The sequence below is a fragment of the Acinetobacter seohaensis genome (assembly GCF_056431365.1).
Genome location: NZ_JBWKMK010000029.1, coordinates 48,871 through 61,203, shown reverse-complemented (window position 1 = coordinate 61,203; position 12,333 = coordinate 48,871). Strand labels below are relative to the sequence as shown.

Here is a 12,333-nt window from a genome sequence, read left to right as displayed (position 1 = left end):
GGAAAGGAAGATGACAGAACAAACATCTGCGGGCTTAAGATTCAGACAAGCCTTGGAAGTCGAAAAGCCATTACAAATTATCGGCACGGTAAATGCTTATGCTGCCATGATGGCAAAACAAGTGGGCTATAAAGCCATTTATTTATCTGGTGCAGGTGTTGCCAACTATTCTTACGGTTTACCTGACTTGGGCATGACCAGTTTAGACAACGTCTTGGAAGATGTACGTCGTATTACTGAGCGTGTTGATACACCATTATTGGTGGATATTGACACAGGTTGGGGCGGTGCATTCAATATTGCCCGCAGTATTAAACAAATGATTGCTGCGGGTGCTGCTGCAGTTCATATTGAAGATCAGGTTGCACAAAAGCGTTGTGGACATCGTCCAAACAAAGAAATTGTAACCCAGCAAGAAATGGTTGATCGTATTAAAGCGGCTGTTGATGCGAAAACCGATTCAAACTTTGTAGTCATGGCACGTACTGATGCCTTGCAAAAAGAAGGTTTACAGGCGGTTATTGACCGTGCTTGCGCATGTGTGGAAGCGGGTGCAGATGCAATTTTTGCAGAAGCTATGACTGATATTACCATGTATAAAACTGTATGTGATGCCGTAGGTGTACCTGTATTGGCAAACATTACCGAGTTTGGTGATACCCCTTATTACACCACTGAAGAATTGGCTGAGCAGGGCATTCGCATGGTGTTGTATCCACTTTCACCAACTCGTGCTATGCAAAAAGCAGCACTTGAAGTGATGCAATCCATTCGTAAAGATGGCACGCAAGTGAATGTCTTAGACAAAATGCAACAACGTAAAGAATTATACGAATTCCTTGATTATCATACTTTTGAAAATACATTAGACAAGCTGTTCAAACAGGAGAATTAAAAAAATGGCTGAAGGAAAAGTACTCACAGGCGCAGGATTGCGTGGACAAGTGGCAGGTAAAACCTCACTCTCAACTGTTGGTAAAAGTGGCGCAGGCTTAACTTACCGTGGTTATGATGTGCAAGACTTGGCAGAAAACTGTCAGTTTGAAGAAGTTGCATACTTGATTTTCTTTGGTGAATTGCCGACTTCAGAGCAATTGGCTGCCTATAAAGCAAAATTGAAATCTTTACGTGCATTGCCTCAAGCACTCAAAGAAGTGCTTGAGCGTATTCCTGCAGATTCACACCCAATGGATGTGATGCGTACAGGTGTTTCAATGCTAGGTAACTTAGAAACCGAACAGTCATTTGAACAGCAACAAGATGTAGCAGACCGCATCTTGGCGACTTTGCCAGCTATTATTTGCTACTGGTATCGTTATAGCCACGATGGCGTGCGTATTGAAGAAAATACGGATGATGATTCAATTGGCGCACAATTCCTGCATTTATTACGTGGTGAAAAACCAAATGAATTGCATGAACAAGTCATGAATGTGTCATTAATTTTGTATGCAGAGCATGAGTTCAACGCATCAACATTTACAGCACGTGTTTGCGCATCAACTTTGTCTGACATGCATTCATGTATTACAGGCGCGATTGGTTCATTACGTGGCCCATTACACGGTGGCGCGAATGAAGCAGCGATGGAAATGATTGAAAATTGGACATCGCCAGAAGAAGCTGAACGTGAAATGCTAGGCAAGTTGGAACGTAAAGAAAAGATCATGGGCTTTGGTCATGCGATTTATAAAGACAATGATCCACGTAACGGCATCATCAAAATCTGGTCTGAGCGTTTAGCGCAAGATGTAGGTGATACAGTACTTTATCCTGTATCGGTGCGTTGTGAAGAAGTGATGTGGCGTGAGAAGAAATTATTCTGTAATGCTGACTTCTTCCATGCGTCTGCGTATCACTTTATGGGTATTGCGACCAAACTATTTACACCAATCTTTGTGATGAGCCGTGTAACAGGTTGGGCAGCACACGTGATGGAACAGCGTGCAGATAACCGTATTATCCGCCCAAGTGCAGATTATACAGGCCCAGAATTGCGTAAAGTTGTACCAATTGCAGAGCGTTCGGCTGCTTAATTGGTTGTCTAAAAAGCTGTACCGTGCATGAACATCATGTGATGCAGCAGTTTAGGCTGAAGATAAGGTTTCATTGTTAAGCAATGGAACCTTATTTTTTTTGAGGTTTGGATGAGGGTAGTCAAAAATACAATGAGTAATTATTGAAGCGTTAGAGAATTAAAAAAGATCGGACGTACGATAGCGCATTTTTAAATATTTGATCATAAAAGAAGGTTGTTGTATTTTGTTTCTTAAGGTTGTAAATGGTTGCATGATTGGCTAAAATTTATTCCATAATTAATATGAGGAAAAAGCAATGTCACATGTAGCAGTTAAAATCGACAGCGATATTGTTGAATCAGCAAAGATTTACGGGATGGCTGAAAGTAGAAGTGCAACTAAACAAATTGAGTACTGGGCTAAAATTGGAAAAATCGCACAAGACAATCCCGATTTAACTTTTCAAGATATAGCAGATTTGTTGCTTAGTATGGCGCATGTCAAAGCAGGGAATACAACACCATATAGCTTTGGTTGAGTTCAATGAATATACAACAAACTCCCTTATTTGAACGGACAGTGAAAAAACTAACCAAGCAGCAGAAAAAAGATGTTGATAATGCCGTAATAACCGTTTGGAATAATCCTGATATCGGAGAAGCTAAAGTGGGGGATTTAGCAGGAGTATTTGTTTATAAATTTAAAATGGACAAACAGCTTGTGCTACTGGCTTACTCTGTGAGTGATGACGAAATCATGACACTCTATCTTTTAAAATTGGGCAGTCATGAGAATTTTTATAGAGACTTAAAAAGATAGGTTTACTTCAGGGTGCAGTACAAGTGCTTGTATCTTGCATTAGATCAATCAGGTCTTGAGCGACTAACAGAGTGAGCTGTTCTAGTCGTTGTAATGGATTGCCATCTAAAAAATATTTGTACTGAAAAGTTTGCTGCTGATAATGAATGGCGATAAAAAATGTCCCTACAGGTTTTTCTGGTGTGGCACTGCCGCCTGGTTTCAGTAACCCTGTGCATGCCACAATAAAATCTGCATGTTGAAATAGTTTTTTGCCTTGAACTGCCATGGCTTGTGTGACTTCTGCGGATTCAGCGGTATAGGTGGCAATTAAGTCACTATTCACATGCAAAATCTCACGTTTAATGCTTGGGTCGTAACTGACTAATCCACCAAGTAAAATATTGGCACCGCTATTTTTATAAATAGAAAACTGACTACATAAGTAACCTGAGCTGGCACTTTCAATAAAAGCCACAGTCTGTTGGCGTTGTTCAAGTATGGCACAGCATTGTTTGAGCATGATAAATCTGCAAGTGAATAGAATAAGTTGCTCAAGTGTACTGAATTTTGTCGACTTGTGCGAAAAAACATCAAAAAGTGAAATGCTAAAATAAGAATGTTCACGATTTAACTGCCTATAAATACAGCAAAATTTACAATTATAGGTTTAATCGTGGCATGAACGGTGATACAAATAAAAGTAAAGCAAAAAGTAATAAAAAGGATGCTGTGATGAAAACAACGGTGAAATATATCGTTTTAAAAAGTTTGGACTATCAACTTGGTACATCATTATTTGAGGATGAAATTGATGCTGATGCACAATATTTTGACCAAATTCCAAGCATTATTGAATATCAAAACTTGCGCTTTAAAGTGGTGAGTAAAGAACAAAAGCGTTTACAGTTGATTGAGGAAAATGAAGAACATCAAACCATCATTGTCAGAGTTTTGGTGATTTAAAGTCATTTCAATCTAGATTAGTCAGAGCTTCAATATAACAGCAGAATGATTGAGCATCAGTGAAGCGTATCGAAGTTGGTGTTTTTTTAGTCACTGGATGCAAAAAATTGTATTTCACATCACAAGAAAAAATTGAAGAATTGATTAAAAATGCTAACTACGTCACATATTTGTGTTGGTATTTTTGTAGATTAGCATTTTTCAAACGGGCTGTAATGGCTTAAATAAGCTTATGTTTTTTAGATCAATTTTTATTTTAACAGACTGATAATTGAGATAGAGAGAAAATTAATTAAAATATCTTAAAAATATAATCATGACAGATAGAACAAAATATAATTGAATTTTAACGTATTTTTTGAATGCGTGTTACATTTTGGTTTTTATTATATTGTTAAATAATAAAGTGTTTTTCTTAGATAAAATTAAAAAAAACAGTGTATTTTCTTTATTGGAATTGAGCATTTTTGTTATTGCTGTGTATAGTCCTTGCATCTCACAATAGTGAGGAAGTTTAAAGGGGCTAAATATAATGAATCATAATGCAATTATCATGATGACGCTGATCATTTTAGCTGTGGGATTTTCTCTAGGCATTTATGTGTATTTTGAACAAAAGAGAAAGCAAAATGAAGAAATTCAGCTGATCATTACAGAAGCAAGACAGGGTCTAGTAGAGTTAGATCGGAAATAATAATCTAGGTGTAAATCGTATACTTCGATGCGGATCCAATGGGATATGTTAAAGGTGAAAAATAGACTTAAAAAAGTAATTTTATGCCACTGTTTGTCGGTCAGATGACGATAAAATAAATGAACGAAACATAGCTGTAGTTTCTTAGTTTTCCCACATTCCCATGTGGGATTTTTTTTGTCTAAAATTTAGACTAGCGCAGGGCTTTGTTGCACAAAGATTTGAAATGCAAAGCGCCCCTAATTGAGCCAAATTTAAGGCGTAACTTGGGTAAGTGGTCGACCTAATTCCGTAAATCTGTTAAGGACTGCTACACGTGCATGGATCTCATTCACTTGGCTATCAAAACTCCTTGCACTGAGTTTATCTCCTAATAATTTGATGCAATGCATCTTAGTTTCAACCAAACTTCGACGATGATAGCCTGACCATTTTTTCCATAGTGTCCTGCCTAAACGTTTAATTGTTCGAAGTAATTCATTTCGCTCTAGCGAGCTACTCTTTGTATCTTTCCATGGTTTCGCATTTTTTCTAGGTGGAATCACCGCATGCGCTTGCCGATCTGCAATGACCTGACGGCATTGCTTGGTGTCATAAGCTCCATCAGTATAAACAGAGTTNTCACCAAGCACCTGTGAATCACTGACATTATTGGTTGTAAGCTGAACTGCTCGTATTTGTAGGGTTTTAGCATCTATACCAATATGAAGTTTACGCCATTGGCGACGATATTCAGGTCCATGTTTCTTGCGTTTCCATTCGCCCTCACCTAGAAACTTCATGCCTGTAGAGTCCATGAGTAGATGCAGCCCATCGCTACTTTTTTGGTAGCTGATTGCAATATCAATATGCTTTTGTCTTCTACAAAGCGTACTGTAATCTGGTGCGGTCCAATTTAATCCGCAAAGTTCAATCAGACTTTGCACAAAGCCAGTGACCATACGTAAAGATAGACGGAATAAGGATTTAATCATTAAGCAGCATTGGATAGCTGCGTCGGAGTAGGTTTGATTTCGCCCTTGTTTGCCTTTTGATGGCGCATACCATTGCGTAGCAGGATCAAACCAAATGACAATATTTCCGCGACTCATGAGTGCTCGGTTATATGCGGGCCAATTGGTTGTGCGGTAGATTTTGTGTGTAGGCTTCTTCATTTGAAAATTATATCGCTGAAAAAGCCTTTACAGATAGGTTTGTACAACAAAGCCTCTTTCAAGTCATGATGTCCTGGATTTTCATAATATTGTGTTTCAACATTAATAACTTTATCTTTAGTTGATGGCTTGGTGCCTTCGACTATGTAATTACCAATAGTATTATTACTTTCGTCCTTATGTATGCCTAAAATCAGCAAAAAATCTATTTTTTAAATTCAGTAATATTAATAGGCTGATCTTTGACTAACTCAAGTACACCTTCACCACCTTTAAAATGAATAGATACACCATCATCATTGCTCAGTAAAATACCGCTACCAGATACAGCACGTTTTAAATGATAAACTGTGTCTGAATTATCTACCATTTCTGCAGTTTCAAAATTATCTGAAGATTTTAATTCAATGGTTAAGTCTTGTGGGCCATTAAAATAAATAACTTGTGTTTCTGCAGGTGCATTACTTTGTACTTTTTCTTGGCTCACTTCATTATTCGAATTTGAGTTACATCCCATTAAACCGAATGCAAGTAATGTTGCCCCTAAAAAATATTTCATTTTTGTACCTTTTCTAAAAAATTGAAGCAAACTTATACTAATGACTTTAACTTTTGATAAAAAGATGGAATTACACTTTTATACTAAATTTTACTGAAAGTAATGAAGCTAAAGTTGACTAAATAAATCAGGAATTGTCTTCTTTAAAAATTAATGCAAAAAAATATAGCAATATATGTTTCTTTAAATAAAACCTACATACACTCACATTCCTTGATCTTGAATTATTGTACGCTCATGTCATCTTAATTTTTGAATTTCAGCTATGAGTAAAAATAAAATGTACGATGCTCAGGTTTTACAGCAACAATATGAGCAATGGCATGATTTACATCGACAGATGCGAGAAGCGCAGCAAAAATGGCAAGCTGCAGAAAAGCTCTGGCAAGAATTACAGGCCTATTATCAAAGTGAACAATGGCTTGAGGACTATGAAAATGCGCCTGAACTTAGCTGCCGCGAAGGGGAATATTTTATATTATCGCAAGATACGCTATGGAATGCTTTAGAAGAGCGTCGCCAACAGGCAATTGATTGGATGAAACTGAGTTTAAGTGTGATTGAGAATTAAACTTAATCCAAACTTACATCTAATTTATTTTGATCAATAAAACTATCATCACAGTTTTATTCAGTAAATTTACTGCATATTTAATCAGTTATGTTATTTTGAGTTGGTTTGAAGAAATTAAAAACGAGTATCAACATGAAAAAGTTATATAGTGTTTTGGCTGTTTTAAGTGTGGCAACTTTAGCTGCGTGTAGTAATCAGCCTATCAATGAACAAACTCAGGTGCCACAGACCATGCAAAATTGTGTCCCAGAATCTGCTGCGCAGTTAGTTGGTAAAACAGGTTTGACTGAAACACAAATTAAAGCGCTTACCCGAGCTGAAATTGTGAGAATGGTTACACCAGGTCAGCCTGTAACAATGGATTATCGTATGAATCGAGTCACTGTGGTGGTCGATCCGAAAACTAAAATTATTCTACAAGCTTCTTGCGGCTAAACAATTTTAAGAAATTTTCTCAATATTACCCTGAAAATTTGATCTGATTTTCAGGGTTTTTCGTTTTAATCAGCCAATCACTCAAAATTAAAGTACTACAGTGTTAATATATCGGTTGTCTTAAAATTTTAGATCAGGTCAGATAATGCACTTATTTATGTGTTTGAAAAATCAAGGAAATATACATTGATGCAAGCCTTGAATATATCGACACGTTTAGGTGGATTCTACTTTTTCTATAGAACCATTGTGGAAAGTTTATTTTTATAAATCTAATAAAAACAAATTGTTGTTTTGGTAATTTGCAGGTTTTATAGTGTAACTTTTTTACTTGTAGATTATTTGTAGACTGTTGAGAAACATGCTTAAATCAGTACTGTCTAAGGTATCTGGAATTAAATATGAAACTCAACAAGTCCAATGTTGATGCTATTCCATTGACGACGTCAGGTCAAAAAATTTATCGGGATAGTGAGTTAATTGGCTTTGCTGTTCGGGCTACCACCAAATCAAAATCCTATATCATTGAAAGACGAAATGCAGGGGAACTGTACAGGGTAGTGCTAGGTAAAACTAATGAAATTTCTACCTTGTCTGCTCGTGCAAAAGCACAAACCATTTTGGCTAAAATTGCCAATGGTGAGTATGTAAAGCCATCTAAAAAACAAGTTGTTAATAATCCACTTGATATTACAGTACAAGAAGCATTGGATATTTATCTAAGCAAAAATGACTTCAAGCCAAAAACAGTCAAACAATATAATAAATACTTCAATTTGTATTTGCGCTGGTCGAATAGAAAATTATTTGAAATCACCAAAAGTGAAGTCCTGGATAAATTTATTGAAGTAACTAAGTTGAGCCCTTCATCTGCGAATGGTGCTGTATCGCTACTGGGTACGTTGTGGAAATATATGCATGTGCTGTACTCAAGTGATGAGGATCCAATCCTGCGCACAAATCCTGTTGATGTTATTGCTGTAACCAAAGGCTGGAATAAAATTGAGCGTCGTGAAAGGCACTTGGATAAAGAGGTTATTCACATATATTACAATGCAGTTCTGAATTACCAGGATGAACTGAATTTAGAAAATACTGCTCGATCTAACACACATCGAGATATACTTTTATTCACAATGTATACGGGTTGCCGTCGTCAGGAAGTTTGTAAGCTGAAATGGACTGACATCAATTTTAAAGATGGAACTGTTGTGTTTAGGGATACAAAAAATGGTGCTGACCATTGGTTTCCAATTGGTGAACATCTATTATCAATCCTGAAAGACCGTTATTTATTGCGTGAGAACGATTGGGTTTTCCCTGCGACAAAAATACCAACGTCAGCAAACATCCATGCCACCTGTGTTGATCGGATTCTAAGAGTCATAGGTGATCAGGTGGATTTCTATGTTTCAATGCACGATTTCCGACGTACTTTCGCTACGATTTGTAATTTACTTCGATTCAATATTTACGTGACCAAGCGATTACTGAATCATACTGCTAGGCCACGTGTTGATGTGACTGGTGGATATGTGCAAATTCCAATGGAAGAACTCAGGGCTTCAATGAACATGGTTGAAGCTGTTTATCAAGGCAAAATTGACTGTTTTAATTATGAAAGTGTTTGGGATGAGCGATTAAAACAAATTAAGGCAGGATAGACCTGCCTTATACATACTGAGCCGTGCACGTTGTTGTGCGGCTTTTTTCGTAGGCCAGTACATCACGTTTTTTATAGGCGATGCGTCGTCCAATTTTTGTATATGGTAACTCAGAACCATCGCAGCGCATTCGTGCCAGTGTCCAAGGGGAGCAACCCAAATATAGCGCCACCACTTCTTGACCAAAATTTTGATCATTTGGAGCAGCTATAAAACTTTCAAGTAATTGCTGTTTTTTACATTCAGCAACTGAGTCTAAGTTTTTTAATGCCATCACGACACCTCTCCCAATGCTTTAACCACACCATACTGGTCATGCTTATTAATATATAAAGCAAGCATGTTGTAGAGCGGATGCACAAAGTGTTTTTGCACACGGATAATGATTCCAGTGCCATCAACCTTTCTACTCTTTGTGACCTTGATAATCCAATCAACAAAATCAGAATTTAAATGACGCATATCCACCGCTATTTCATAAAGAGCACCTGTTTCACCTGGATCTAACACCAAGTCAAATGGCAACTCCTTCTGCAACTCACCAGCAATGAAATTCGCCACGCCGACGTTCGTTTGCTGAATTTCAGTCATTCCACTCTTCCTCAAACACTGTTTCACTAAGCTCCCCACCACAAAAACAACAAAACTTAAAAGAATGTTCCGATGGCAGCATGCAATCATTAAAAACAAAGGTTTCACCACACCCTGTTTCCCAATTTGCATCTTGATTCTCAACCCAAGCACATTGTTTTTCAGTCATTGGCTTGCTCCTGTGCTTCGATCATGGCTTTACAATATTCAGCCGCTTTTTCTGCATCATCTTTAGAGTTGAAAAACTCCCAACTACTAACATCTTGGTTTTCACCATCCCAAACTTTAGTTGCGTAGAGTGTGTTGCTTTCTGTGACTATGTATTCCTTATGCTCAACTTCTTGAACATCACCTACATCCATATCACACAACCAGTTATCAGGCTCATCCATCCAAAGGGATTCACCCTCATCTAAATACCAGTGTTCTACTGATTTTTTAGCAACCAAAACAAACCCATCAGGCACAGCACTGGCTTTTGCTGCATAGTCCCTCAATTGTTGATTTGCGGATGCTAAATGGTTTATTTCCAATTGATATAGTGATGCACTCTTATGAGATTCAGCTTTAGCTGCTTGCTCAATAGCATTTGCAAAGTCATAAACATAAGCGTTTAAATCCATGTTTCCACTTGCTTGTTCTTTTAACTTGAAGCCATTTACTAAAGCCAATTCTTTAATTTTTTCAATATCCATCACGCCACCTCAACTCGGTCTTTTGTTAAATTCGTCGAAAGCCGACATAAATTTATCAACAGTAAAATTAATGCTTTTCTTTGCTCCCTCAGGTTTAAATTGATTTGCATACGAAGCAAGACCAAGCCAAAGAATAGAAAATGCAAACAGCTTTGCTGAATCAGGATCTTGAGATTTCATTTCATCAAGCATTGGCGCGATTAATTGCTTAAATACTTGTTCGCCCAACTGATCAGCCGTTCCTTCAAAATTTGTTAAATCTATTTTTTTCATCACGCCACCTCTTCTTGAGAAAGATGCACACCCACTAAGATGTTGCCTTCAATGTGAAAATTGACAGTGTCTAAACCAAAAACACTTGATAAAAGCTCAGTCAGTTGGTCTTGCTGTAGAGTCAATTCGCTTTTACGTGTGACCACTGTTTTAACCTGCTCTTTTAATAAAGCGATGGCATCAGGCTCACTTGGTTGTGGATCCTGAGCAGATGTTTCTACAACAGGCTGCACACTAATCACATTTTCTTCAGCAGCTGGTGCCGCAATAACTTCAGTATTCATTTCTTGGCCATTAGTTTTTAATTGGTATTTGTAGCTGCCGAATTTACCAGTACGGATAATTGCACCATCCTTATTCAGCTTATAAATGCCATTGGCGAATTGCTTGTCATTTAGTTGCAAAGCAGCCATCAATTCAGGCTTTGTTAAACCTGCAGGAAAGTCATGCAAATATTGCAAAATTGCATCATGAACCTTTCCCTGTACCACAGTTGTGACTTGTTCTGCCTCTGGTTCAGTTGAAATTTCTGCTCTAGCCACACCTGACAGAAAATAAACACCATGCTCTTCTTGCACATCGATCGTTGCTAGGATGTTTTTCACGGTCTTAATACTAAGGCGGCAAACAGTCATTAATTGATTTGCAGACAAGCCAAGCGGGTCATTCTTTAAAGCATCAATTACCTTGTCTTTTGCTTTTTGTAGAGCTGTCTGCTCATGAAAGCGTCTCATATCAGCAGCTGAATTCATTATTCTCTCCAGTTCGCTTCTTTGAATTTTGCGTCAAGAATTAGGCTGTCAATTTCACCTAAACTCACGTTGTTAAATATGTGTGTCATCTTGGTCCCGAACACTGTTAGTGTTCGGGTGATGGTTGAATATGAGAAACTCATGGTGTTAGAGCTGCTTCTTGAGCTTCATACGCTGAATTAATTTGAGCAATTTGCTGTTCAGTCATTTTTGCTGTAAATGGTTCAAAGCGGGTCGCCATAACCGTATTCAACGCATCTAAGTCGCTTGCATTGTTGATTTCATCAATCACAGCGGTCACAGATTCAGCAGGGAACATCTGAGCTTCTTTAAGCTCTTTGTGCTTGGCTTTGTATGCCTCACCAATTTCAGATTTGGCTGGCTCACCCAAATTAAGTGCCGCAATATCAGCACCGACCTGCTTCAAATCATCAAGTGACGTTGCGTTATCAATGCGCTGGTAATATGGTGTTAAGTCAATTTCAGTAGCAACAGACTCAACCGCCTGCTTCTTAGCCATGCGTGCTTTTAATGCTGACGAACCACTATTGGCTTTTGCTGTGCTTGTTTCAGGTGTAACCGCAGCAGGGGTAATATCAATTTCCTTATCCTTTTCTTCCTCAGCAATTGCCATACCTTTGAGCACGTCAGGGAAGACATCACGCAAAGCATAAGAGCGTGCGCGTAACTTCATCATGCGCTTTGGATACTGTGTCCAAGGTCCTTGCTTACCTGATAAGCCTGCTTTTTTAGCATCCTCCATACTGAATTCTGAAACGGTTGGCTCTTCGCCTTTTCGCTTTACAGTGCAAATCGCCTTGGTACCATCTTCTGAAAGTTCTTCACGGATGAAGTCAAGTAAGCCTGAGCCACGCACCAAGGCAAGCATTGCATCACCCCAGATAGAAGGGCGACCATTAATTACAGCAATGTTTTGCATTGCTTGAAGTGGCTGCAACCCAATTTCAGCACCCCATTGCATAGCAACAAGAATGTTGCCAGGCTTGCGTTGATAATCCTTTGGCACAATGTCAGAACCCGCCAAAAGGTCAGCAATCTGCATTGCTTCTTGCAGTGTTGTAGGCGTTAAAAAATTCACTGCGGTATTTTGAGTTGTAGTGATGTTGGTCATATTTAAATTCCTATACTTTAGTTATTGG

Annotated in this window: 18 protein-coding genes and 1 pseudogene; 9 read left to right on the top strand and 10 right to left on the bottom strand. The window is 38.1% G+C overall.

Annotated features, from left to right (window positions below):
• Positions 1-10: 10 nt before the first annotated feature.
• The 4 genes from prpB to AC07E5_RS04750 all read left to right on the top strand — a co-directional run bounded on the left by prpB (position 11) and on the right by AC07E5_RS04750 (position 2,837).
• Positions 11-895, top strand: a complete 885-nt coding sequence (gene prpB, locus AC07E5_RS04765) for a methylisocitrate lyase (protein ID WP_004973459.1) — start codon at positions 11-13, stop codon at positions 893-895.
• Between the two features lie 4 nt (positions 896-899).
• Positions 900-2,036 (top strand): bifunctional 2-methylcitrate synthase/citrate synthase, encoded by a 1,137-nt coding sequence (gene prpC / locus AC07E5_RS04760; RefSeq protein ID WP_004973461.1) that lies wholly within the window; start codon positions 900-902, stop codon positions 2,034-2,036.
• 298 nt (positions 2,037-2,334) lie between these two features.
• A complete protein-coding gene (locus AC07E5_RS04755) occupies positions 2,335-2,556 on the top strand; it encodes a TA system antitoxin ParD family protein (protein ID WP_004973462.1) in 222 nt (73 codons plus the stop codon).
• A gap of 5 nt (positions 2,557-2,561) precedes the next feature.
• Complete coding sequence (locus AC07E5_RS04750) at positions 2,562-2,837, top strand: type II toxin-antitoxin system RelE/ParE family toxin (RefSeq protein WP_004973465.1); 276 nt, start codon at positions 2,562-2,564, stop codon at positions 2,835-2,837.
• Positions 2,838-2,844: 7 nt separating this feature from the next.
• Here the strand turns inward: AC07E5_RS04750 and AC07E5_RS04745 are convergent, their stop codons facing one another.
• Entirely contained in the window at positions 2,845-3,339 is a 495-nt protein-coding gene (locus AC07E5_RS04745) for a CinA family protein (RefSeq protein ID WP_179991042.1), read from the bottom strand.
• Between the two features lie 212 nt (positions 3,340-3,551).
• Between AC07E5_RS04745 and AC07E5_RS04740 the strand changes: the two genes are divergently transcribed.
• Positions 3,552-3,782 (top strand): hypothetical protein, encoded by a 231-nt coding sequence (locus AC07E5_RS04740; RefSeq protein ID WP_026438431.1) that lies wholly within the window; start codon positions 3,552-3,554, stop codon positions 3,780-3,782.
• 532 nt (positions 3,783-4,314) lie between these two features.
• Positions 4,315-4,476, top strand: a complete 162-nt coding sequence (locus AC07E5_RS04735) for a hypothetical protein (RefSeq protein WP_004973471.1) — start codon at positions 4,315-4,317, stop codon at positions 4,474-4,476.
• Between the two features lie 254 nt (positions 4,477-4,730).
• On the opposite strand, the gene AC07E5_RS04730 is transcribed toward AC07E5_RS04735, so the two are convergent.
• Both AC07E5_RS04730 and AC07E5_RS04725 read right to left on the bottom strand, forming a co-directional pair.
• Entirely contained in the window at positions 4,731-5,630 is a 900-nt protein-coding gene (locus tag AC07E5_RS04730; RefSeq protein ID WP_498624781.1) for an IS5 family transposase, read from the bottom strand.
• A gap of 205 nt (positions 5,631-5,835) precedes the next feature.
• Complete coding sequence (locus AC07E5_RS04725; RefSeq protein WP_096901594.1) at positions 5,836-6,189, bottom strand: putative periplasmic lipoprotein; 354 nt, start codon at positions 6,187-6,189, stop codon at positions 5,836-5,838.
• A 265-nt stretch (positions 6,190-6,454) separates the two neighbouring features.
• Here AC07E5_RS04725 and AC07E5_RS04720 point away from each other — a divergent pair, with 265 nt between their 5' ends.
• The 3 genes and pseudogenes from AC07E5_RS04720 to AC07E5_RS04710 all read left to right on the top strand — a co-directional run bounded on the left by AC07E5_RS04720 (position 6,455) and on the right by AC07E5_RS04710 (position 8,862).
• Positions 6,455-6,760 (top strand): DUF4298 domain-containing protein, encoded by a 306-nt coding sequence (locus AC07E5_RS04720; protein WP_346805239.1) that lies wholly within the window; start codon positions 6,455-6,457, stop codon positions 6,758-6,760.
• A 237-nt stretch (positions 6,761-6,997) separates the two neighbouring features.
• Positions 6,998-7,198: pseudogene (locus tag AC07E5_RS04715) on the top strand (I78 family peptidase inhibitor); the annotation flags it as partial.
• A gap of 401 nt (positions 7,199-7,599) precedes the next feature.
• A complete protein-coding gene (locus tag AC07E5_RS04710) occupies positions 7,600-8,862 on the top strand; it encodes a site-specific integrase (protein ID WP_498624778.1) in 1,263 nt (420 codons plus the stop codon).
• A 7-nt stretch (positions 8,863-8,869) separates the two neighbouring features.
• On the opposite strand, the gene AC07E5_RS04705 is transcribed toward AC07E5_RS04710, so the two are convergent.
• From AC07E5_RS04705 to AC07E5_RS04675, 7 genes are all read right to left on the bottom strand, one after another.
• Complete coding sequence (locus AC07E5_RS04705) at positions 8,870-9,136, bottom strand: helix-turn-helix domain-containing protein (RefSeq protein ID WP_104852053.1); 267 nt, start codon at positions 9,134-9,136, stop codon at positions 8,870-8,872.
• The gene (locus AC07E5_RS04700) at positions 9,136-9,453 is read right to left on the bottom strand and encodes a hypothetical protein (RefSeq protein WP_498624777.1); all 318 of its coding nucleotides are present in this window, start codon (positions 9,451-9,453) and stop codon (positions 9,136-9,138) included. The genes AC07E5_RS04705 and AC07E5_RS04700 overlap by 1 nt, the downstream gene beginning before the upstream one ends.
• The gene (locus AC07E5_RS04695) at positions 9,446-9,622 is read right to left on the bottom strand and encodes a hypothetical protein (protein ID WP_498624775.1); all 177 of its coding nucleotides are present in this window, start codon (positions 9,620-9,622) and stop codon (positions 9,446-9,448) included. The genes AC07E5_RS04700 and AC07E5_RS04695 overlap by 8 nt, the downstream gene beginning before the upstream one ends.
• Positions 9,615-10,148 carry a hypothetical protein gene (locus AC07E5_RS04690; RefSeq protein ID WP_498624773.1) on the bottom strand — a complete coding sequence of 178 codons (534 nt, stop codon included), beginning with the start codon at positions 10,146-10,148 and terminating at the stop codon, positions 9,615-9,617. Before AC07E5_RS04690 ends, AC07E5_RS04695 begins: the two co-directional genes overlap by 8 nt.
• Before the next feature lie 9 nt (positions 10,149-10,157).
• On the bottom strand, positions 10,158-10,421 hold the full coding sequence (locus tag AC07E5_RS04685) for a hypothetical protein (RefSeq protein ID WP_498624772.1): 264 nt from the start codon (positions 10,419-10,421) through the stop codon (positions 10,158-10,160).
• Complete coding sequence (locus AC07E5_RS04680; protein ID WP_498624771.1) at positions 10,421-11,173, bottom strand: hypothetical protein; 753 nt, start codon at positions 11,171-11,173, stop codon at positions 10,421-10,423. Before AC07E5_RS04680 ends, AC07E5_RS04685 begins: the two co-directional genes overlap by 1 nt.
• A 139-nt stretch (positions 11,174-11,312) precedes the next feature.
• Positions 11,313-12,305, bottom strand: a complete 993-nt coding sequence (locus tag AC07E5_RS04675) for a recombinase RecT (RefSeq protein WP_498624770.1) — start codon at positions 12,303-12,305, stop codon at positions 11,313-11,315.
• Positions 12,306-12,333 lie beyond the last annotated feature (28 nt).

What these genes read in the sequence shown, in the direction of transcription:
- AC07E5_RS04700 (WP_498624777.1), bottom strand. Translation starts at nt 9,453, where the DNA reads ATGACTGAAATTCAGCAAACGAACGTCGGCGTGGCGAATTTCATTGCT.
- AC07E5_RS04705 (WP_104852053.1), bottom strand. Translation starts at nt 9,136, where the DNA reads ATGGCATTAAAAAACTTAGACTCAGTTGCTGAATGTAAAAAACAGCAA.
- AC07E5_RS04675 (WP_498624770.1), bottom strand. Translation starts at nt 12,305, where the DNA reads ATGACCAACATCACTACAACTCAAAATACCGCAGTGAATTTTTTAACG.
- AC07E5_RS04735 (WP_004973471.1), top strand. Translation starts at nt 4,315, where the DNA reads ATGAATCATAATGCAATTATCATGATGACGCTGATCATTTTAGCTGTG.
- AC07E5_RS04680 (WP_498624771.1), bottom strand. Translation starts at nt 11,173, where the DNA reads ATGAATTCAGCTGCTGATATGAGACGCTTTCATGAGCAGACAGCTCTA.
- AC07E5_RS04750 (WP_004973465.1), top strand. Translation starts at nt 2,562, where the DNA reads ATGAATATACAACAAACTCCCTTATTTGAACGGACAGTGAAAAAACTA.
- AC07E5_RS04720 (WP_346805239.1), top strand. Translation starts at nt 6,455, where the DNA reads ATGAGTAAAAATAAAATGTACGATGCTCAGGTTTTACAGCAACAATAT.
- AC07E5_RS04740 (WP_026438431.1), top strand. Translation starts at nt 3,552, where the DNA reads ATGAAAACAACGGTGAAATATATCGTTTTAAAAAGTTTGGACTATCAA.
- AC07E5_RS04745 (WP_179991042.1), bottom strand. Translation starts at nt 3,339, where the DNA reads ATGCTCAAACAATGCTGTGCCATACTTGAACAACGCCAACAGACTGTG.
- prpC (WP_004973461.1), top strand. Translation starts at nt 900, where the DNA reads ATGGCTGAAGGAAAAGTACTCACAGGCGCAGGATTGCGTGGACAAGTG.
- AC07E5_RS04690 (WP_498624773.1), bottom strand. Translation starts at nt 10,148, where the DNA reads ATGGATATTGAAAAAATTAAAGAATTGGCTTTAGTAAATGGCTTCAAG.
- prpB (WP_004973459.1), top strand. Translation starts at nt 11, where the DNA reads ATGACAGAACAAACATCTGCGGGCTTAAGATTCAGACAAGCCTTGGAA.
- AC07E5_RS04695 (WP_498624775.1), bottom strand. Translation starts at nt 9,622, where the DNA reads ATGACTGAAAAACAATGTGCTTGGGTTGAGAATCAAGATGCAAATTGG.
- AC07E5_RS04725 (WP_096901594.1), bottom strand. Translation starts at nt 6,189, where the DNA reads ATGAAATATTTTTTAGGGGCAACATTACTTGCATTCGGTTTAATGGGA.
- AC07E5_RS04755 (WP_004973462.1), top strand. Translation starts at nt 2,335, where the DNA reads ATGTCACATGTAGCAGTTAAAATCGACAGCGATATTGTTGAATCAGCA.
- AC07E5_RS04710 (WP_498624778.1), top strand. Translation starts at nt 7,600, where the DNA reads ATGAAACTCAACAAGTCCAATGTTGATGCTATTCCATTGACGACGTCA.
- AC07E5_RS04685 (WP_498624772.1), bottom strand. Translation starts at nt 10,421, where the DNA reads ATGAAAAAAATAGATTTAACAAATTTTGAAGGAACGGCTGATCAGTTG.